General features: G+C 70.0%; 18 protein-coding genes. 15 read left to right on the forward strand and 3 right to left on the reverse strand.

Annotated features, from left to right (window positions below; all coding sequences use genetic code 11):
• Positions 1-110 precede the first annotated feature (110 nt).
• The 5 genes from VFZ09_RS34400 (at position 111) to VFZ09_RS34420 (ending at position 5,255) form a co-directional block, all read left to right on the forward strand.
• A complete protein-coding gene (locus tag VFZ09_RS34400) occupies positions 111-518 on the forward strand; it encodes a hypothetical protein (protein ID WP_329731980.1) in 408 nt (135 codons plus the stop codon).
• Positions 519-530: 12 nt separating this feature from the next.
• A complete protein-coding gene (locus tag VFZ09_RS34405; RefSeq protein WP_329731981.1) occupies positions 531-1,157 on the forward strand; it encodes a hypothetical protein in 627 nt (208 codons plus the stop codon).
• A 225-nt stretch (positions 1,158-1,382) separates the two neighbouring features.
• Positions 1,383-3,392 carry an FHA domain-containing protein gene (locus tag VFZ09_RS34410; RefSeq protein WP_329731982.1) on the forward strand — a complete coding sequence of 670 codons (2,010 nt, stop codon included), beginning with the start codon at positions 1,383-1,385 and terminating at the stop codon, positions 3,390-3,392.
• A 43-nt stretch (positions 3,393-3,435) separates the two neighbouring features.
• Complete coding sequence (locus VFZ09_RS34415; protein WP_329731983.1) at positions 3,436-4,764, forward strand: cyclic nucleotide-binding domain-containing protein; 1,329 nt, start codon at positions 3,436-3,438, stop codon at positions 4,762-4,764.
• Complete coding sequence (locus VFZ09_RS34420) at positions 4,761-5,255, forward strand: hypothetical protein (RefSeq protein ID WP_329731984.1); 495 nt, start codon at positions 4,761-4,763, stop codon at positions 5,253-5,255. The genes VFZ09_RS34415 and VFZ09_RS34420 overlap by 4 nt, the downstream gene beginning before the upstream one ends.
• A gap of 71 nt (positions 5,256-5,326) precedes the next feature.
• Here the strand turns inward: VFZ09_RS34420 and VFZ09_RS34425 are convergent, their stop codons facing one another.
• Entirely contained in the window at positions 5,327-6,922 is a 1,596-nt protein-coding gene (locus VFZ09_RS34425; RefSeq protein WP_329731985.1) for a tetratricopeptide repeat protein, read from the reverse strand.
• 140 nt (positions 6,923-7,062) lie between these two features.
• Here VFZ09_RS34425 and VFZ09_RS34430 point away from each other — a divergent pair, with 140 nt between their 5' ends.
• On the forward strand, positions 7,063-8,034 hold the full coding sequence (locus tag VFZ09_RS34430; RefSeq protein WP_329731986.1) for a homoserine kinase: 972 nt from the start codon (positions 7,063-7,065) through the stop codon (positions 8,032-8,034).
• A 23-nt stretch (positions 8,035-8,057) separates the two neighbouring features.
• On the opposite strand, the gene VFZ09_RS34435 is transcribed toward VFZ09_RS34430, so the two are convergent.
• Positions 8,058-8,525, reverse strand: a complete 468-nt coding sequence (locus VFZ09_RS34435) for a nuclear transport factor 2 family protein (protein WP_329731987.1) — start codon at positions 8,523-8,525, stop codon at positions 8,058-8,060.
• A 92-nt stretch (positions 8,526-8,617) separates the two neighbouring features.
• Entirely contained in the window at positions 8,618-10,978 is a 2,361-nt protein-coding gene (locus VFZ09_RS34440; protein ID WP_329731988.1) for a hypothetical protein, read from the reverse strand.
• Between VFZ09_RS34440 and VFZ09_RS34445 the strand changes: the two genes are divergently transcribed.
• From VFZ09_RS34445 to VFZ09_RS34485, 9 genes are all read left to right on the forward strand, one after another.
• The gene (locus VFZ09_RS34445) at positions 10,977-11,399 is read left to right on the forward strand and encodes a TIGR02266 family protein (protein ID WP_414640779.1); all 423 of its coding nucleotides are present in this window, start codon (positions 10,977-10,979) and stop codon (positions 11,397-11,399) included. The genes VFZ09_RS34440 and VFZ09_RS34445 overlap by 2 nt on opposite strands.
• A gap of 44 nt (positions 11,400-11,443) precedes the next feature.
• Positions 11,444-11,944, forward strand: a complete 501-nt coding sequence (locus VFZ09_RS34450; RefSeq protein ID WP_414640781.1) for a DUF192 domain-containing protein — start codon at positions 11,444-11,446, stop codon at positions 11,942-11,944.
• 107 nt (positions 11,945-12,051) lie between these two features.
• Positions 12,052-14,475, forward strand: a complete 2,424-nt coding sequence (locus VFZ09_RS34455) for an alkaline phosphatase PhoX (RefSeq protein WP_329731990.1) — start codon at positions 12,052-12,054, stop codon at positions 14,473-14,475.
• 37 nt (positions 14,476-14,512) lie between these two features.
• Positions 14,513-16,153, forward strand: coding sequence for a hypothetical protein (locus VFZ09_RS34460; protein ID WP_329731991.1), 1,641 nt, complete (start codon positions 14,513-14,515; stop codon positions 16,151-16,153).
• Between the two features lie 76 nt (positions 16,154-16,229).
• Positions 16,230-16,595 (forward strand): metalloregulator ArsR/SmtB family transcription factor, encoded by a 366-nt coding sequence (locus VFZ09_RS34465; protein ID WP_329731992.1) that lies wholly within the window; start codon positions 16,230-16,232, stop codon positions 16,593-16,595.
• Between the two features lie 43 nt (positions 16,596-16,638).
• On the forward strand, positions 16,639-17,745 hold the full coding sequence (gene arsB, locus VFZ09_RS34470; RefSeq protein WP_329731993.1) for an ACR3 family arsenite efflux transporter: 1,107 nt from the start codon (positions 16,639-16,641) through the stop codon (positions 17,743-17,745).
• A gap of 19 nt (positions 17,746-17,764) precedes the next feature.
• Positions 17,765-18,214: an arsenate reductase ArsC gene (locus tag VFZ09_RS34475; RefSeq protein WP_329731994.1), complete on the forward strand. Its 450-nt coding sequence runs from the start codon at positions 17,765-17,767 to the stop codon at positions 18,212-18,214.
• A 59-nt stretch (positions 18,215-18,273) separates the two neighbouring features.
• Complete coding sequence (locus VFZ09_RS34480) at positions 18,274-19,536, forward strand: hypothetical protein (protein WP_329731995.1); 1,263 nt, start codon at positions 18,274-18,276, stop codon at positions 19,534-19,536.
• Positions 19,537-19,544: 8 nt separating this feature from the next.
• Complete coding sequence (locus tag VFZ09_RS34485) at positions 19,545-21,011, forward strand: hypothetical protein (protein ID WP_329731996.1); 1,467 nt, start codon at positions 19,545-19,547, stop codon at positions 21,009-21,011.
• Positions 21,012-21,021 lie beyond the last annotated feature (10 nt).

Here is a 21,021-nt window from a genome sequence, read left to right on the forward strand (position 1 = left end):
GACGTAACGCTGGCCGTCCTGGGTACGAAAGGCCTGAGTAACTGGCAGCCGCACTCCTTGGAGGGGGTGCCCACGCAAGGTCACCGTCACCTGCTCGGAGCTGGGGAGTGATGTCGGGGGTGCAGTATGTGGACGCCGTCCTGCCCCGGGGCAAGTCGGCCGCGGATATTCCCGCCGAGGACAAGGTGGGCGACATGCTCCAGGAGGCCGTCACCCGTGCCGCCAGGAAGTGGGGGCCTCATCTGCTCTCGAACAACGAGCTCGTTGCCATCGAAAGGGCCGAGAAGCAGGGCAAATACTGGCTGGCCCGCCTGTTGGAGCGCGAGGCCCGGGGGCGCTTCGTGGAGAACGAGGTCAGCCGTCAGTTCAAGCACCTCTACAACTTCAGCCGGAACAAGGGCGTCGATGTGGAAGTCCCGGGAGGCTTCAAGTACGAGATTCTCTCGGGGACGGAGGCGAATCTGGCGCGGCATGGCCGGCGCATGGCGGGCGAGTTCTTCCGGATGCTCACCTTCTGAAGAGGGCGATGGATGCTCTACAACAAGGTCTTCTACGAGGACCGGGTCATCGAGAACGAGCGGCTGGAGCTGACAGACAAGGGGTCGCTCTACTTCCTTGGCTCCAACGTGACGTTCCGCAACTGTACCCTCGTCCTGAAGGTCTCCGGCGGGAACCTGATCTTCGACCAGGACACGCGGTTCATCGACTGCACCTTCGAGGTGAAGCAGGAGTTGAAGAACCACCAGCAATGGGTGTTCGCCTCCCTGAAGGGATGCCGGTTCAAGGGGCGGCTATCAGGTTGCGATTTCGGGCACTGGCCTGGCTACTCGGAGAGGGCGGGGCACGGGGGCATCGAGGACTGTGATTTCTCCGAGGCCCGCATGGACGGCTGCCGCATCATGGGCTGTGACCCCGCCACCCTCCGGTTTCCCAAGTGGCCCTGCTTCACCATCTTGGACCCTATCGCGCGAGCCCCTGCGCTGCGTGGCGTCAAATGGCCAGGCGTCCATGGAGATATCCTCCCGGATACGCTCCTCAAGAATCCACCGGCGACCCGGGCACTGACCTACTACGCTCCCGCCTCCGCCAGGCTGCTCGAGACGACCCCCGAAGAGCTTCGCGCCGTCATCGAGAAGTTCGACTGCATCGTCTACTGATGGAGCCCTGCCGTGTGCGTGCGCCGGGCGCTCCGGAACGGGTGTCACTCGTCGTCAATTACGAGCGGGCTTACATGTGCCTACATTCAGGGGACGCTTCACTCGTAGCCGACTGCGAGTGAGGGGTCTCCATCCGGGTGGAAGCCGGCCGCATCCGTCCGGAAAGCTCTTGTGTTCAAGCGGGGTTGGGCGTGTTGGGGCTGGCGCTCTAAGATGCCGGACCGCATGGCCCCCCCGAACCGCCGCTCCTCCCGCAGGTCCCCTTCCGACGAGCCGCAGCAGGCTCCGCAGGACAGCACCCGCATCAAGTCCGCCAGCGCGGTGCGCCGCAATGCGCCCCGAGACGAGGAGTACGGCGCCGCCGAGGACGAGGCGTACCCGCCCGACGAGGACACGGGCGATCAGGGCTACGACGACGAGGGCACCCCGACGCCCGGCGTGGAGGATGACGACAACCCGGACGCCACGCGCGCCGGTCCGCCCCTGACGCTGGAGATCCTCGAGGGCCCGGATCAGGGCCGGAAGAAGCGCTTCCGGAGCGTCCGCATGGTCATCGGACGGGGACAGGACTGCGATCTCATGCTCCTGGACCAGTCCGTATCGCGCCGCCACGTGGAGCTGGTGTACGGCGGCGAGAGCGGCGTGATGCTGCGCGACCTCGTCAGCGGCAACGGCACCCGCGTGAATGACGAGCGCGTGGACGAGTGCAAGCTCAAGCACAACGACGTCATCGCCATCGGCCGCACGAGGATTCGCCTCATCGACGAGCAGGAGGCCGTCCGGCAGATGCGCCTCGCCGCCGAGGAGGCCGAGCGCAAGGAGAAGGAAGAGGCCGAGCGTCAGGCCAAGGAAGCGGAGGAGGCCGCGAAGAAGGCCGCCGAGGCCGGGGCCGCCGGGACCGCGGGTGACGCTGGCGCCACCCCCGAGGGCGCGGAGCCCGACGCCGAGCGCGACAAGAAGACGCAGGTGCGCGACATCCGGGACATTCCGCGCCGCAGCCCGCCCCCGCGCACCAACCTGGGCCTGCTGGCCGCCGCCGCGCTGGTGCTGCTGATCGCCCTCATCGGAGGTGGCGTGCTCTTCATCAAGCGGGGCCCGCCGCCCCCTCCGCCGCCCAACCCGAAGGAGGTGCTCGCCCAGGACCTCATGCAGCAGGCGCGCGCCGCCTTCCGCAATGGCGACTACGCCCAGGCGGTGAAGCTGGCCGAGGAGGCCGAGGCCACCTTTCCGGGCATCCCCACCCATGGCTTCCTGCAGACGGCGCGCGCGGAGCTGGCCATCGTGCAGGCCTTCGAGCAGGTGCGCCAGCTGGCCGGCGAGAACAGGTTCGAGGAGGCCCGCGCGCTGCTCTCCAAGACGCCGCACGGCACCGTGAAGACGGAGGAGATGCGCGAGAAGCTCGACGCCGAGCTGGCCACGGCGGAGGTCGCCTGGCGGGTGAAGCAGGTGGAGATGGCGCTGGATGCCCGGGACGTGGAAGGGGCCCGCGCGCTCATCCGTCAGCTCCCCATCGAGCGCCAGCCGCTCTACCTGAGCAAGCTGGAGGAGCTGGAGGCGCTGATCGCCCAGGAGGACCGGGACGCTGCCGCCCAGGATCGCGCCGCGAGGGCCGCCGCGGCCCGCCGCGCCAAGGAGCAGCGCGAGGCCTTCATCGCCGCCGCCTTCTCCCCGGTGGAGCAGCGCTTCAACGCGGGGGACTACTCGCGCGCGGCGCTCGAGTGCGACCGGGTCATCGACGCCCACTCGGATGACAAGGAGATCCGCGACCGGGCGAAGCTGCTCAAGAAGCTGCTGCCCCAGTTCGCGCGCGTCTACCAGGACGCCCAGCGCAAGGTGCAGGCCAACGCCCTGGAGTCCGCGGCCCGTCCGCTGCGCTCGGCGGCCGAGCTGTACCGGCAGATCGGCTTCAAGGGGCCCGTGGGCGACACGCTCAACGGCCAGCTCGCCGCCTCCGCCGTCGTCGCGGGCAAGGCCGCCCTGGCGCGCGGCGACCTGGCCAACGCCAACGGCTTCTTCAACGACGCCCTGCGCCTGAGCCCGGAGGACGAGAAGGCCCAGGCGGGACTGGCATCCGTCCAGGCGAAGTTGAATGACGTGTTCAGGCAGGCCTACCTCATCAAGGACCGGGAGCCCGAGGAGGCGACGGAGAAGTTCCGGCTCGTCTTCCAGCTCGCGTCCGAGGGCTCCGAGCTGAAGACGAAGGCGGAGACACAACTCCTGGCGCTCGAACAGTAGGGAGTGGGGTAGGGTCGGTGTCCATGGTTCGTGGAGGACAGGGATGAACGAGTCATCATTGCGGGAACTGGGGCTGGACCTGCTGGAGGACCGCCAGTTCGAGCGGGCGCTCGCGGTGTTCGCGGAGGCGGTGCGCCGGCTCCCGGCGGATCACCGCTCGCGGATGCTGGCGGCGCGGTGTCTGGCGGAGCTGGGAGAGCGGGAGCGGGCGGTCACCGTCTACCACGCCTGCGCCGAGGGGCTGTTGCGGCGCGACTACCTGTTGTCCGCGATGGCGGCGTGCAAGCTGGGGTTGGAGCTGGCGCCCCAGGAGCGGCGGCTGAAGGACACGCTGGTGCGGCTGCACGCTCGAGCGGCGCGCAATGTGACGGGACGGGCCTCGGTGCCTCCGCCGCTGCCGCCGGAGACGCTCTATGACGGCAAGGTGGACACGGACCTGATGGGGTTGTCCGGCGAGGAGCTGAGCGACCGGGCCATCGAGGTGCTCGCCGCGCCGGATCCGGGAGGCACGGCCAACCCGAATGATCGGCCGCCGCTGCCGCTCTTCGCGGACCTGGAGCGTGACGCGTTCATCGACCTGGTGGGCCGCATGGGCTACCGCTCCATCAAGCCCGAGGAGGTGGTGAGCCGCGAGGGCGAGGCCACGGACCGGCTGCACGTCATCGTCGCCGGCAAGGCCGAGGTGACGCGGCAGGCGGAGGGCGAGGAGCGGACGCTGGGCTTCCTCGGGGGCGGCTCCATCTTCGGAGAGCTGTCGCTGCTCACGGGCGCGCTGACCACGGCCAGCATCACCGCGGTGTCGGACATCGAGGTGTTCGAGATCCGCCGCGAGCACCTGAACGCGGTGGCCAAGAGCTTCCCGTCGATGCCGCAGGTGCTGGCCACCTTCGCTCAGAAGCGCATGGAGCGGAACGTGATGGCGACCTCGCCGCTGTTCCAGCCCATGCCCGAGTCCGAGCGGACCGCGCTCCTGCAGCGCTTCACCTTCCGGGCCCTGCAGCCCGGGGAGAAGGTGCTGGTGGAGGGCGAGCACTCGCCGGGCCTCTTCCTGGTGCTGGCGGGCGAGCTGGTGGTGCAGAAGGAGGATCCGGCGGGAGGCACGGTGCGCCTGGGCGTGCTGCGCGAGGGGGAGGTGGCGGGGGAGATCTCCCTGCTCACGGGCCTGCGCGCGACGGCCACGGTGGTGTCGGCGCGCAAGACGGCGACGTTCTTCCTCGAGCGCGCGGCGTTCCACGAGCTGGTGAAGACGTATCCGCACATCAAGAAGTACCTGGAGCAGCTCTCGGATCGCCGGCTGAAGCAGATTGGCGAGGCGTTGCGGCCCGCGGAGATCATCGACGCGGACGAGCTGCTGACGGACGGCGGCGCATGATGACGTTGTCGAGAGGGCAGGTACTGGGAGTGGTGCTGGGGCTGGTGGCGGCGGGGGCGGTGCTGGCCTTCTGGCCTCGGGAAGAGCCCGGGGTGAAGGAGGCCATCACGCGCAAGGTGGTGCAGATGACCGACGCCGCCGAGCGCAAGGACATGGCCGAGCTGATGGAGGGCGTGGCCGAGAACTTCCAGACGGGCGAGGGGTGGGACAAGCGTCAGGTGAAGAGCGTGCTGCTGGGGCAGGTGCTCCGGGGCAACTGGGTCCGCATCTTCGTGAAGGACCTGAACGTCACCGAGGTGAACCCGAGCCGCGGTGAGGTGCAGATGAAGATCATCTTCGGACGCTCGGAGACGGATCAGCTCGAGACGCTGGCGCAGGAGAGCGTGCTGAGCGCCTACCTGATCGAGGGCACATTCGAGAAGCAGGACGACGGCGAGTGGCGCATCGTGCAGGCGAAGCACCGCTCCCTGAGCCCCACCGAGCTGTTCTGAAATCCTCTCCCTCGCCCTCCGGGAGAGGGTCGGGGTGAGGGTGCCACGGGCCCCTGGTCGAGCCCGTGCCCCTACTGCAGCAGCGCGTCCGTCTCGGTCTTCCAGGCCTTGGCCATGGCGGGCTGGCCCTCGGAGGCCAGGCGCTTCTCCACATTGGTGGCCTTGGCCTTCAGTGCCTCGACGGGCGTCCCGTTCAACTGGGCGCGGCTCAACCCGAAGAAGTAGTGCTGGCAGCCCTTGGCGAACTCGCCCTTGGCGAAGAGCAGCTCACCCATGGCCTCGTATGCCTCGGGCATGGCGCCCATGCCGTTCTCCGGAGCCACCTCGGTGAGCAGCGGCCGGGCCGCGTCGTAGTCCTTGCGCGCCAGCAGCAGCGCGGCCTTGGCGTACTGCGCACGCGCCATGCCCACGCCCTTCACCGCCAGTGCCCGGTCGTACGCCGCCATCGCGTCCTCCGAGCGCGCCAGTGCCTCCATCACCTGGCCCCGCGCCAGCCAGTACCGGTCATCCCGATCCAGGGCGGCCACCGTCTTCCCCTCGGGGGCCGGCACCTGCACGTCGCGGAAGACGTTCTCGTAGCCGTCCAGCAGCGCCAGGGCGCCCTCGCCATCCCCCGCTTGCTGCAGCGCCTTCGCGCCATCCAGGTAGAGCAGGGTGGCCGTGCGCCGCTTCGCCACCGCTTCCTGGAAGGCCGTGCGCGCGCCCGCGTCCTTCTTCATCGCCAGCGCCCGCGCGCGGATGAACAGCGCATGGTGCTCTTCCGGCGACGCGGCGAGTGCCTCCCCGGCATCCTTCAGCGCCTCGTCCGTGTTCCCTCCCGTCAGCGCCAGCGCGGCCCGCACCGTCAGCGCCCGGGCCTTCAGTGCCGGGGAGAGCTCGGCCTCGCGCGCCAGCACGTCCGACACCGTCTTCGCCGCCTCCTCCCGCCCCGTGCCCTGGTACAGCCGGGCGAGTGCCAGCGAGAGCCGTGCGCGCAGGTGCTCCGGGTTGGCGGCCGTGGCCTTCTTCAGCGCCTCGGCGGCCTGGCCGTACATGCCCTCGTCCATCAGCGCCTCTCCGTGGGCCACCGGGTAGCGCGGCTCCCTCCACGCCGCCTCACTGGCCCGCGCGAAGGCCTGCCGCGCATCCGACAGCCGTCCGCGCGCCCGCAGCGCCTGCGCCTCGGCCAGCGCCAGCTTCGGGCTCTTGGCGCCCTGCGTCTTCAAGTCCTCCAGGTACTTCTCCGCCTCCGCCGCCTTCCCCTCGGCCAGCAGCACCATCGCCCGCGTGCCGTAGCGCTCGCCCGAGCGCGAGTCCAGGGCCTCGGCGCGCGCCAGTTGCTCGCGGGCCTTCGCCTCGGCCTCCGGCTGGCGGTACTCCAGCCACAGCCGCATGTTCACGTCCGCCGCCAGCGCCCGGGCATCCTTCGCGTCCGGCTCCACCTGGAAGAGGGCCTCCAGCTCCTCCAGCGCCTTGCGCAGGTCCGCCGGGTTGTCACGCTGGGCCTGCGTCCGCGCCGCCTTCATCCGCGCGTCCACCTGCTGGCGCACCTGTCCCCGGTGCACCACGTACGTCACCGCGCCCGCCAGCATCACCGCCACCACGCCCAGCTGCACCAGCGCGCCCGGCAGGCTCTCCCGCCTCCTCCCGTCCCGCGGTCCGCCGGGGCTTCCATTCGTCGGGGTCATGGAGGCTGCCTCCTGAAATTTGAATGGTTTCAGACGTTTATGGATGAGACGATGGGGTCGGCCGTAGATAGGCACGGCACCCCGAAGCGTCAACGCGGGGCACCCATCCGGGGCGGCGCGTGTGCCGCGGGGAGGACATCATGGCGCTCTACACCACCATCGACGCGGAGGCTTTCAGCCGGCTGGCGGAGGCCTACGGACTCGGCACGGTGCGCGAGTTCATCGGCATCCCCCAGGGCTCCATCAACTCCAACTACCGGCTGGTGACGGCCTCGGGCCGCTTCTTCGTGCGGCACACCACGGTGCGCTCGGCGGAGGTGCTGCGCTTCGAGGCGGAGCTGCTCGCGCTGCTCCACGAGTCCCACTGCCCCGCGCCGCGGCTCCTCCTCACGCGCGAGGGCGCTCCCTTCCTGGAGATGGAGGGGGGCCGGGTGAGTGTCTTCGCGTGGCTGGCGGGCGAGGAGCTCACCCGCGCGCAGCTCACCCCGGAGCACCTGGAGTCGCTGGGCCTGGAGCTGGGCAAGCTGCACCGCGTCACCCTGTCTTTCAGCGGCTCGCGCCCCAACCCCTACGGCCCGGAGGTGGTGGGCGGCTGGCTGGAGGAGCTCGAGCGCCACCCGGACGCGGAGCTGTCCGCCATCGCCGGAGAGCTGCGGGGCTACCTGGCCCGGGCCGAGGCGGCGCGCGGAGGCCTGGAGCCGCGCGGCATCATCCACGCGGACCTCTTCATGGACAACGTGAAGTGGCTGGGGGACCGGGTGAGCGCCTTCTTCGACTTCGAGATGGCGTGCCGGGACTTCTACGCGCTGGACGTGGCCATCACCCTCAACGCGTGGTGCTTCGACAATGGCGCCTACCGGCCGGAGCTGTGCCGGGCGCTGCTGCGCGGCTACCAGGTGGAGCGCTCCCTGGTGCCGGTGGAGCGCGAGAGCCTCTTCGGCCACGCGCTCTTCGGTGCGGTGCGTTACACCGCCAGCCGCATCCGGGATTTCCACCTGTCCGGGCTGCCGCCTGACAAATTGGCACCGAAGGACTTCCGCACCTACCTGGCCCGGGCCCGCACCCTGGCGCACATGGGGCCCGAGGGCCTGCGCGCGCTCGTCGGTGTCTGAGCGCGCGGGCCGGGCCTACCGGCTCAGAAGCCGGTGACGATGCGCCACTTCCCGTCCTCCTTCTGGAGCACCATCTGCTCCAGCTCGGAGTCGCGCTGGGGCTTGTCCAGCAGCCCCGGCGCCCGCCACGTGGCGTTCCAGTAGTAGATGACGGTGGCCACGCCGTTCTGCTTCACGTCCACCTTGCGGATGTCCATGGTCACCCGGGGCGAGTCAATCCGGGCGAAGAGGGCGGGGAGCGCCTGGGGCAGGTTGTCATAGGTGAGATCGTCCGACGGGTCCTCGGTGCCGGCGTTGTCCCGGAAGGACTTGGAGACGAGCTCCTGGAGGGCCTTGGCATCCCGGGCCTCGAGGGCCGCGCGGAAGCGCTCCATCACGTTGATGATGGCGCGGTTGTCTTCGGTGTCGGCGATCTGCGTGCCGGGAATGTTGCGGGGGGTGCAGGCGGCGAACACCAGCAGGGCACAGACGAGCAACGGACGGACATTCATGGTCGTGGAGTCTCCGTGAGGGGCAACCGCGCACGGGAAGGTGCATTCCCCGTGCCGGGAGCGAGGGGATTGAAGCCGGGTGGCTGGCGCGTCTATCGGAAAGCGTCGCGGGGCACCAGGGGGCCCCCGAAGTGGCGGTCCTCGAAGTCACAGCGCTCGGCCCACTCGGAGGTGACGGCGCGGAAGGCGGGGCCGTAGTCGGGCAGGGCGCCCACCTCGTGGCGGACGGTGCCGCAGTCCCCGGCCAGGTAGGCCGCCTGCACCCGGAGGCGGAGGGCCTCGCGGCGCAGGGCATCGGGCAGCTCGCCCTCCAGGGCCCGGGAGAGGTGGGGCAGGGCGTCCACGGGCGCGTCCACCTGGAGCAGGCGCCGGCCGAGGAGGTAGTTCAGGTAGGGGTCCTTCGGGGTGCCCTCCAGGGCGGTGGCGAGCCGCAACAGGCGCAGCTCCTCCTGTGTCTCCTGGAAGTAGGAGCGGATGGGGCCGGCGCGGGACTCGGACTCGAGCGCGGCGAGCTTCACCTGGGCGGTGCGCGTCACCTCCGGGCTGGGGGCGAGCGCGAGCACCCGCTCGAGGAAGGCCCGTGCCTGCTCCTTGTTCCCCCGCCGTGACACCGTGTCCGCCTGGGCCAGGGCCACCTCCGCCTCCAGCGAGGGCTGGCCCTTCACCTGCTCGGCGAGCGCGGCCAGCACCTGGGAGGCCTCGTCCGGCCGCTCCAGCCTGTCCAGCGCGGTGGCCTGGCCCAGCAGGAAGGAGGGCTCCTGGGGCTGGAGGCGGGCGGCGCGCTGGTACAGCTCGAGGGCCTGCTGCGGCTCGCTGGCGAGGAAGTCCCGGGCCTCCTCCTGGAGGAGGGCCACCTCGCGGGCACAGGCGCGGGAGAAGAGGCTGCCGGTGCGGAAGCGCTGGAAGGCGCGGCTCACCGTGGCCTCGTCCAGGGGCAGCGAGTCCAGGAACGTCTCCCACTCGGTGGCGAGCGCGTCCAGGGGGCGGCCGTAGGCGGCCTGGAAGTCGGCGTGGGCGTAGAGGGCGCGCAGCTTGTCCGGGCCGTAGGTGTCGGCGAGGTAGCGCAGGAAGGAGCCCACCAGCGTGTACGCGCGGGCGGGGGCGGACTGGTAGAAGCCCTCGGGGCCCACCAGCTTGCGGATGTCCGGGGCCAGCTTCTGCCGGCGCATGCCCGCGGCCCACTGGTGCAGGGTGAGATCTCCCTGGACGGCGTTGTCCGCGCCCACCGCCATGCCCTCGATGACGCCCATGAGGGGCCACACGCCCAGCCGGGTGGTGACGCGGAAGGGCGCGCTGCCCGCCGGGGCCGCCATCACGTGCGCCAGTTCGTGCTTGAGGACGGAGTGGGGGAACTCGCGTCCGTTGATGTGCAGCTCCAGGCGCCAGGGCTTGGCGAACTGGGTGCGGCCCGCGCCCACCAGCGCCTGCTTCTCCTCGTCCGAGCGGTACAGCCACACGCGGATGCGGCCCTCGGGGGCGGCGCCGAGGAAGCGCGCGAGCTGGGCGTAGCGGAACTCGATGTCCCGCGCCATCCGCTCCACCTTCTCGCGGGGCAGGCCCCGGGGGTAGACGAGCTGGACGTGCTCCGTGTCGCGCACCCCGCCGAGCCGCGCCAGCAGGGCCTCGTCCGTCATCCGCAGGCCCAGGTCCGTGCCATGCGCCTCCAGGAGGATGATGGGGACGAGCACCCCGCCGAGCAGCACGAGCGCCCCGGCGCGCAGGCGGGGGCGGCGCAGGCGGGCCTCGGGCACGTCCAGGCAGAGCACGGTGAGCGCGAGGAGGGCGAGGGAGAGGAGCAGCGTCTCCAGCCGGAACCAGAGGAGGGCGGAGGAGATGGAGAGCGCCTCGTCATAGAGGGGCCCCGGCATGTGCCCGAGGAAGTGGTTGAAGGCGTAGACCTGGGGCCCGAAGACGAGCGGCCAGGCGGTGGGCACCGCCGAGAGGAGGAAGAGCCCCAGGTAGAGGAGGACGGCGCGGCCCCAGCGGCGGGTGGCGAAGCCGCAGAAGACACCGGCGACGGCGGACAGCACCGCCGAGGGGACGGTGAGCAGGGGGTAGAAGCCCACCAGGGAGAAGGGGTCGCACCGGGTGCCGACCAGGGCGTACAGGGTGGCCGCGAGGAAGGGCGGCACCAGGACGGCCAGGTCGAGGAGCAGGGCGGGGGCCAGGGCCCTCCAGGCCATGCGGCCGGGGGTGTCCTGGCGCGGTGCGTCCGGAGCCTGCCCGGGAGCCTGTCCGGCGAGCAGGCGGCGCTCCTGGTGCACCGCGGCGATGCCCACCCCACCCCCGAGCAGACCCACGGCGATGGAGAGGGTGAGGCCCAGCTCGAAGCCGGGCACCCCGAAGAGGGGGAGGAACACGAGGGCCGAGCCGCCAGCCGCCAGGGCCCCGGCGAGCACCAGCACCGGGGGGCGCCGGAGCAGCTCTGTGGCACGGAAGAGGACTTGCCGCATGGCCTTCTCCTATACTCCCCCCAGCATGGCCGAACAGAAGACAAGCGCCGAAATCCGCCAACACACTCGAGCGCCCATCGAGTTGAAGGTGGACTACAAGAAGCTCAACTCGTTCTTCGCGGACTACACGAAGAACATCTCGAAGGGTGGCACCTTCATCAAGACGAAGAAGCCGCTGCCCATCGGGACGCGCTTCCTCTTCAAGCTCACCGTGCCCCAGCGCGAGGCGCCCTTCGAGCTGCTCGGCGAGGTCGTCTGGTCCAAGGGCGACGCCGAGGAGCCCGGCATGGGCATCCGCTTCATCTACAACGACGACCGCCAGCGCGGCGAGTTCGAGGGCGTGGTGGAGCGGTTGATGGCGGACAGCCTCGGCACGCAGCTGACGGAGAAGCTGCTCAACAAGCAGCTCCACCAGGGTTGAGCCGGCGCTGGCCGCGCGGGCCGTGGGCCGTGCTGCTGTTGCTGATGGCCTGGGAGGCTCCCGAGGCCAGGGACAAGCCATCCCCGCCAGTGGGTAGGGGCCGGAAGGTGTTGGACGTGGATGCGAAGGAATACGTAGGAGCCACGCTGCCGAGGGCCTGGGTGCTGCTCGAGGACGCCGCGGGCGGTGTGCACCGGGTGGACGTGGAGGTGGCCGCCACGCCGGAGTCGCGCACGCGCGGGCTGATGTGGCGCCAGGAACTGCCCGCCGGGCAGGGCATGCTCTTCATCTTCCCGGAGGAAGAGGTCCAGAGCTTCTGGATGCGCAACACGCTCATCCCGCTGGACATGATCTTCATCGACTCGGCGGGGAAGATCGTCGGCATCGTCGAGAACGCCCAGCCGCGTACGCTCACCTCGCGCTCGGTGGGACGGCCCGGACGCTACGTGCTGGAGGTGCCCGGCGGTTGGAGCAGGGCCCACGGCCTCGAGCGCGGTGGCACCGTGCGCTTCCAGGGCCTGGAGTCCATTCGCGTCGTGCCGTGATGAAGATGTGACCCCCTTCTCAAGGGAACGCCACACGGTGCTCGCAGGATGCGCGCGCCCGTGCCCGAACGGCGGGCGTTTCCACGACTCCGAGGAAGGTTTCACTCATGTCTTCTCGTTTTCTGGGGCTCGCCACGAGCGCGCTCCTGCTGGGTAGCGCCCTGGCCGGAGTCGGCTGCCAGGGTGTGCAGGGTCCCCCGGGCGCCGATGGCAGGGATGGCGTCAACGGCACCAACGGCGCTCCGGGCACTCCGGGAGCGGACGGTGCTCCGGGCACTCCGGGAGCGGACGGTGCTCCGGGCTCGCAGGGCCCCACGGGTGCCGAGGGCCGTACGCCGTTGGATCCCACCACGCCGCTGTCCTCCATGGTGGCCGTCAACTTCGTGGGCGGGGAGGGCGCGACGAACCTGGTGGACCTGGTGAAGCGCCGCGTGGACCTCCAGGCGCGGGGCACGGCCACGGACGGCTTCCCGCTGACGGCCGCCGCCACGGACACCGTGCGCACGGTGCCGGGGCTGAGCTCCAACGTGGTGGTGCGCTGGCTGGAGCCGCTCACCTTCAAGAGCTACGACGCGAAGACGTCGCCGCGCTTCGGCGCCAACGCGGACTACATCGCCTACTTCGGTGACGGCTGGCAGGGAGCGGGCGCGCCCCAGTTCAACGGCAGCGGCGGCGCGGGCTGGGTGTGGGTGAACCACGAGTACATCTCCAACAGCCGTCCCACGCCGAGCACCGGCGCGTCGGGCCAGCACCACGTCCTGGCGCGCTTCCTGCGCTACGTGGGCGTGCTCAACAACGACGTCAACGCCTCCCGGTGGGCGGACGCGGACCTGCAGACCTACACGCAGCAGTACAAGCGCCAGGTGGGCGGCTCCTGGTTCCGCGTGGTGAAGGACTACGCCACCCACCAGTGGCAGGTGGATCGGGGCGCGGCGGCGAAGCGCTTCGACGCCACGAGCGGCACGCTGCTCAAGGTGGTGGGCCAGCCACTGTCCGGCCTGGACCACAAGGACGACGGCACCGAGCTGCCCGAGGGCGTGGTCGTGGGCACCCAGGCCAACTGCTCCGGCGGCCAGACGCCGTGGGGCACCATCTTCTCCGGCGAGGAGAACGTCCAGGACTACTACGGGGACCTGGAGTCGGGCTGGAGCGGCCAGAACTTCCGGCCCCGGACGACGGACCCGGTGACCACCAACCCCTTCGCGGCGGGCGCCAACGTGTCGCCCCTCTTCGCCGCGGAGAAGTCGGGTCAGTTCAGCCCGACGCCCAACGAGGACACGGCCTCGAGGAACGCGCGCCACGCGCGGGACATGAACGGCTATCTGGCGGAGATCGATCCCGAGGCGGCCCCGGATGAGTACTACGGGAAGACCACGGCGGGCGTGGGCCACCGCAAGCTGGGCGGCATGGGCCGCGCGCATTGGGAGAACGCCACCTTCGCGGTGGGCGCGGACTGGAAGCTCCTCCCTGGCGAGCCCATCGTCGTCTACGGCGGTGACGACCGGCGCAGCGGAGGCATCTACAAGTTCGTCAGCAAGGGCGTCTACACCGCGGGCATGACGCGCGCGGAGATCCGCCAGTTGCTGGATGAGGGCACGCTCTACGTGGCCCACTTCGCCAACCTGGACAACGCCAGCGGCATCGACACCGTGGGCGGCGCGCCGGGCGAGGGCAGGTGGATCCGCCTGTCGGTGGACAACGACGAGGACAAGGCGCCCAACGCCGGCCAGGCCATGCCGTACGCGGGCAACGCGGAGGAGCTCACCCTGCCGGACCTGACGGTGGGCCAGGCGCTGCGTGACGTGAGCTACAACGGCATGGGCGGCTTCCCCACGGACGCCGACGTCCGGCGCGCGCTCTTCACCGCCACCATGAAGATCGGCGTGAAGGAGCTCAACCGGCCCGAGGATCTCGACTGGAACCCGAAGGACCCGAGCGGCACGCCGACGCTCTACGTGGCCTTCACGCAGCACGGCCAGCAGACGGCGCTGCGCCAGAACGGCACCCTCATCACCGCCGCGCTGGACAAGGCCAACAACACGTGGGTGGCGCGCACGCGCACCACGTACAAGGGCGTGGACGAGACCAAGGCGCGCACGGACACCACGGGCGCCATCTTCGCCATTCGCGAGACCGACGCGGCCCACCCGGGCGCCTCGAAGACGTTCAGCTTCGAGCGCGTGTGGAAGGGCTCGAAGGTGACGCCGGGCACGGACCAGACGTACGTGGCGGCCAACCCGGACAACCTCGCCATCGACCGCGAGGGCGGCGTGTGGTTCGGCACGGACGGCAACTACGGCGCCAGCGGCAACAGCTCCGCGGACGCGCTCTACTACCTGGACCTGGATCCGGCCCACAAGACGGGCGCCGACGGCGTGGTCGCGCCCACCTTCGGCAAGGCCTTCCGCGTGGTGGCGACGCCCAGCGATGCCGAGGCCACCGGCCCCGCGTTCAGCTCGGACATGAAGACGCTGTTCTTCAGCGTCCAGCACCCGGGCGAGGACACCTTCAGCAGTTGGCCCGCGAAGTAGGCGGTCACGCAGTCACGCGGCAGGGAGCTCGCTTCGGATGTTCCGTCGTTTCGTGAAGAGCGGCGCGCGAGGGGCCTTCATCGCCCCCGCGCTTCTGGCGGTGCTGGCGGCCGGGGCCCTCGTGGGGCGGAGGCCGGCGTACGATCCGCTCGCCCAGGCGAGGGCGGTGGGGATGCGCATCGAGAACCGGGAGGCTCCGATTCCCTCGATGTGCTACACGAAGACGGACGGCGTGGCGAACCCCTGCTGGACGTGTCACACGGGAGGCGTCGGCCTCAACGGCATGGACGATGCCGCCCTGCAGTCCGAGTACGCCTTCTCGGACGTGGGGATGACGAACCACTGGACGAACCTCTTCGCGGACCGCTCGGCGGCGGTGGCGCGCATCTCGGACGACGAGGTGCTCGCGTACATCCGCGAGGACAACTACTCACCGCTGCGCGAGGCGCTGGAGCGGCTCGAGGGCTACCCGGGCTACACGCCGGACCTGGACTTCGCGAAGGGCTTCGACGAGGACGGCTTCGCGCGCGATGGCAGCGGCTGGCGGGCGCTGCGCTACAAGCCCTTCCTGGGCACCTTCTGGCCCACCAACGGCAGCACGGATGACGTCTTCATCCGTCTGCCACCGGCCTTCCGGCGGGACGCGGCGGGCAGGCCGTCGCGGGACGTGTACCGCATCAACCTGTCCATCCTCGAAGCAGCGATGACGGCCGAGCCCACCGAGTCGCGGCCGGAGAAGCTGCGCCGCACGGTGGAGCCGCTGGACGAGCGCGTGGCTGGAGTGGACCTGGACCGGGACGGGCAGCTCTCCGCGGAGGTGACGGAGCTGATCGGCCTGCCGGCGACGTACGTGGGAGGCGCGGGGAAGGAGCCGGTGGCCACCAACGTGTACCCGGGCGGCACCGAGTTCCTCCACTCCGTGCGCTACGTGGATCCGGACGAGCCCGCGCTGCTGGCCACACGCATGAAGGAGCTGCGCTACATGCGCAAGGTGGGGGGCTCTGACACCTGGCGCACGCTGAACGTGTACGAGGAGGAGAAGGACAAGAAGATGCGCGGCCTGCTGCCGGTGTACGCGGGCACGCCGGACGTGGGGCTGCTCAACGACTTCGGCTGGCAACTCCAGGGGTTCATCGAGGACGCCGAGGGCCGGTTGCGCCTGCAGACGATGGAGGAGCACCTGTACTGCATGGGCTGCCACGGCAACCTGGGCGTGACGGTGGACCAGACGTTCGCCTTCGTGCGCAAGGTGCCGGGCCGGGAGGGCTGGCGGTACCAGGACCTGCGCGGGATGAAGGACGTACCGCAGCGGGGCCACGTGGACCCCGAGGTGCTGACGTACTTCCAGCGGGTGAAGGGGGGCGACGAGTTCCGCGCCAACGAGGAGATCCTCACGCGTTTCTTCCCGGGCGGGGTGCTGGACGAGGCCACGGTGCGCCGGGCGGCGAGGGGAGGGGACAAGGACCTCGCCTTCCTGGTGAGCCCCTCGCGCGAGCGGGCGCTGGCGCTGGACAAGGCGTACCTCGCGTTGGTGCGGGAGCAGTCCTTCATCAAGGGCCGGGACACGCTGCTGGCGCCCCCGAGGAACGTGCACCAGACGCTGGAGAACGGCTCCACCGGCCTGGAGGACGCGGGCCGCGTCTATCCGGACGGGCGGCTGCACCTGGACTGGGAGTGAGCAGGCGGGCTCCGTGACGCGGATGTCACCCGGGGCTTGTTGCGGCAGCAGGACATTCGAATATTGTGATGTCGTTATGTCCGCCGCTGTCTCCACGTTGGATGTCCGTCAGGCCTCCCGCTTCTTCAAGGCGCTCGGGGACGAGACGCGGCTGCGCATCGTCGCGCTGCTCTCCCATGGGGAGCTGTGCGTCTGTCACTTCGAGTCGGCGCTGGGCCTGTCCCAGCCCAACGCGTCGCGGCAGCTCGGCGTGTTGCGCTCGGTGGGCATCGTCGAGTCGCGCCGGGAGGGCAGCTGGGTCTACTACCGGCTGGCCCCTCAGTTGGACGAGTTCTGCAAGCAGCAGCTCAAGACGCTGGTCTCCGCCTTCGGCCGGCGCGAGGTGCTGAGGCAGGACGTGGAGCGCCTGCTGGCGGCGCGAGGCCCCGATTCATGCCGGTGAGGCGCGCCTCGCTGGCTCCTCTCTCCTGGAGCTCCTTCTCACCATGACCACCACGGCGGCGGCCTCCGACAGCATCGTCAGGAAACTCTCCTTCATCGACCGGCTCCTGCCGGTGTGGATCTTCGCCGCCATGGCGCTGGGCATCGGGTTGGGGAGGGCCTTCCCGGACCTCGGCGCGAGGCTGGACACGGTGAAGCTGGACACGGTGTCGCTGCCCATCGCGCTCGGGCTGCTGTGGATGATGTACCCGGTGCTGGCGAAGGTGCGCTACGGCGAGCTGGGCCGGCTGCGCTCGCGAGGCAGGCTCTTCGGCGTCTCGCTCCTGCTCAACTGGGTGGTGGGGCCGGTGCTGATGTTCGCGCTGGCGTGGCTGCTGCTGCCGGACCTGCCGCACTACCGCACGGGCCTCATCCTCATCGGCCTGGCGCGCTGCATCGCCATGGTGCTGGTGTGGAACATGCTCGCCTGCGGCAGCAACGAGCTGGCGGCGGTGCTGGTGGCGCTCAACTCCGTCTTCCAGATTCTCTTCTACTCGGTGCTCGGCTGGTTCTTCATCACCGTGGTCCCTGGCTGGCTCGGGGCCGAGGGCTCCGCCTTCGATGTGTCCATGTGGAGCATCGCGAAGAGCGTGCTCATCTTCCTCGGTGTGCCGCTGGCCGCGGGAGCGCTGACCCGCATCGGGCTCTCCCGGCTCAGGGGCGAGGAGTGGTACGAGACGAAGTTCCTCCCCCGCCTGGGGCCCACCGCGCTGCTCGGGCTGCTCTACACCATCGTGCTGATGTTCGCGATGCAGGGGGAGAAGATCACCCGCCTGCCGATGGACGTGGTGCGCATCTCCCTCCCATTGCTGCTCTACTTCATCATCATGTTCGCCTCGGCCTTCTTCCTCTCGCGCAAGCTGGGCTTCAGCTACGAGGAGACGGCTTCGCTGTCCTTCACCGCGGCGGGCAACAACTTCGAGCTGGCCATCGCTGTGGCGGTGGGCGTGTTCGGCATGGCCTCGGGCGAGGCGCTGGCGGGGGTGGTGGGGCCGCTCATCGAGGTGCCCGCGCTCATCGCGCTCGTCTATCTGTCGCTGTGGCTGCGGCGCCGGTTCTTCCCGGGGGCGGAGTCCACCGTGCTGCCCCGCCGCTTCGGTGGCCCGAAGTAGCCCCTGTCCAGGAGAGAGCATGAAGACGGTCATCTTCGCCTGTGTCCACAACGCCGGCCGCTCGCAGATGGCGGCGGCCTTCTTCAACGCGCTGGCCGATCCCCAGAAGGCCCGGGGTGTGTCCGCCGGCACGCAGCCCGGGGAGCGCGTACACCCGGAGGTCCAGTCCGCCATGGCCGAGTTGGGCATCGACCTGTCGGGAGCGAAGCCCCAGCGGCTCACGGACGAGCTGGCCCGGGACGCGCAGTGGCTCATCACCATGGGCTGTGGCGAGGCCTGTCCGCATGTGCCCGGGCTGAAGCGCGACGACTGGCCGCTGGAGGATCCCAAGGGCAAGCCGGTGGAGCGCGTGCGGCGGATTCGCGACGAGGTGCGCGCGCGCGTGTCGGCCTTCCTGGCCCGTGAGGGCTGGCTCGTACAGGAGCGCACCCCGCGGGGGACGCTGACGGCCTATCCTGGAGATACTTGATTTTTCAGGAACACTCGTCTTGGCTCTCCGGCCGCAATCCGCCTCCCTCCGGAGAATCCATGATGAAGCGGTTCCAGGCAGTTGCATTCATTCTCAGCCTCGCCGTGGGAGTGCTCGTGGCGCCCACGCCCGCGCGGGCGCAGCAGTACACCCACCGGGTTCTGCGCGCCTGCAACGCCTGGGGCTACTCCAGCACCAAATTCTACGCGGCCAACGGGTGGGAGAGCCGCGAGCTGGGCTGGTGGCAGATTCCCGCCGGGTCGATCATCAGCGTCACCGTCTATACCAGCAACAAGCAGTGGTCCGACTATGGCTATTCCAACCAGCGCGCGCCCATCGAGCGCTGGAACAACGGCGCTCCGCTCCATGTCTATAGTTGGGACTCGGGCTCAAGCGCGTCCGTCCAGCGTGCGAGCCACCACTGGCGTCAGGGCAAGGCCAAGGACAAGAAGGGGCGCATCTTCAGCCAGACCGTGCAGGTCTCGGTGTCCGACTACTACCGGGTATGGCCGGGCACCCGCGGGTACGGCACCGACTATGTCACCGCCTGGGTGAAGGTCTACCCCGCCGCGGGACACGCTGGCTACGACGCCGACTGTGTGCAGTTCTGGCGCAACGACAATCACGACAACGACATCGCGTTCGACACGCTCGATTACGCCCACGGTCTGGCGGGCGATGGCCAGAACTGCGAGGCGGTGTTCGGTGGCCTGCTCGGCAGGACGTGTCCCGCTGACGGCAATGACCCGACGGGCTTCATGCGGGATGCCTATGGCTGGACGGCGATGAAGGCGAACCCGGGCGCCCACGCCCACGACACGTGCTGCACGAAGAGCCACGCGGCCGTCACCGGTGTGGGCGCCGACGTGTGCGCCGGCAGCGGAGGCTACGGTGAATCCAAGTATCCGCTCGACCACGCCCAGTCCAGGCCGGATCTCTGTAGCTGGGAGTGGGACCGCGCCGTCGAGTGCCAGAACAAGGGCGACTGCGCGCGCTGGCTCTATACGGATCCCGCCGAGGGATGGGCGTTCGGCCACGACTTCGCGTACACCGGGGGCTACCGCACCGCGCAGTGGGGCTCGGGCAGTGACGGGCCCTCGGGAACCGACATCGAGACGAGCGGCTATTTCTACGAGCGCACCGGGGCGCAGGGCTACAAGACGGGCGGCACCGTGTCGTCCGCCTACGCCTTGTTCGACTGGGCGTGCCAGGGCGGCTACTGCGATGCCAACCAGTACGAGCTGAACCCGGCGTGGTGGAGCGGCAATACGTGCAAGTGCACGTCGTCCTCCGACACCTACCGGTGGGGATGGGTTCACTGATGCACTTCATGAGCAGCCGCCGGAACAAAGCCCTCCTCGCCCTCGCGGGCTTCGCCGCGCTCGCCCTCCTGAGCTGGTTCTTCCAGCGCGAGGAGCAGGCGGTTCCACTGTCCGCCGGGCCGGTGGACACCTCGCCTGTCGAGCCGCACGCTGGGAGGGAGCCGCTCTGGCAGAAGCCCTCCATGCTGGCACCGCGTGGCCCCGGGCCGCAGCCCTCGGGAGAGCCGGTGCCACCCATCGCGAGGCTGCCACCACCGGCGGCGCCGGTCATCGAAGAGGTCTCCGCCGACAAGACGTCCGTCTGCTTCAACGAGGACGTCCTGGTGACCGTCAAGGCGCGCACGCCTGGTGGAGCCGATGATGCCTTCCTCCGCTACCGCGTCGGCGGCGAGGCGGGCCCCGTCGTCTCCCTGCGCCGCCTCTCCCTGTCCTCCAAGGGGGGGCTTCCCGAGCGCGGCGGCTACACGGTGAGCGTGACGGGCCGTGACGGCACCCACGCCACCGTCCCGCTGCCGGACATCGAGGTGAAGGACTGCCGTCTCCCCAATGAGTTCGAGCTCGTGCACTCCCTGGAGCCCGGCAGCGGGGACGTCGTGCGCCTGACGGCCTCGCCGATCGGCCACAACCCCGACATCGACTCCTTCCTGGCGAAGGGGCGGGATGAGAATCCGCGCTTCCACCCGGTCCGGTACGTCTGGTCATTCGATGATGGCACGACGGTGGAGACCACGGAGGGCACGGTCGTCCACGACTTCAGCGCGCGTGCGCAGACGGCCCTGTACTCGTACTTCCTCGTGCGGTGCGAGGCCTTCGACGCGAAGGGAGACTCGCTCGGTGCCAGCAAGGCCCTCGAGCTGAAGAATCCCGCGTTCGAGGTGTTCATGACGAAGGGGACGGTGCGGCTGCTGGCCCAGCCGGGGCCCGCGACGGCGGACGGCGAAGGGCGGCTCACTGTGCCGGTCCGGCTCTGGCACCAGTGGGGCACCCCCATCACCGTGAAGGCGGTGAAGCTGCGCCGCCACCGGGGCCTGGAGCTTCAACACGCGGACGAGCGCAACCCACCGTCCAGGCCGGCCGTGGAAGAGCTCTTCCCGGACCACGTGCTCGGCGCCTCGCGGATTGCCTCGGGTGGAATCCTCACCCAGATCCAATTCGAGCCGGAGCGCGACCGGGAGGTCGTCGCCAAGGAGTTCCGGCTGGAGGGAGAGACGGCCGAGGGGTGGCCCGTGAAGGGGAGCTTCATGGCCATTCGCCCCGGTTTGGACCCGGTGGTCCGCCGCATGCTGGTGGATGGCGAGTGGCGTTCGAAGGTGCTCCGCGCCCGCGCCCACCTGGACAAGGCGGACGTCACCGAGAAGGAGGTGATGGACCTGGAGGGGGAGGGCCTCTACGTGGAGCTTCCCCGGGCCTTCCGCGGGACGCCGCCGCCAGGCTTCTCCGCGCCCGTGCCGGTCGCCCAGGCGGAGGAGTGGTAGGGGGGGATTT

Origin of the sequence: Archangium sp., from assembly GCF_036277355.1 — a bacterium.
Taxonomy (GTDB): Bacteria; Myxococcota; Myxococcia; order Myxococcales; family Myxococcaceae; genus Archangium.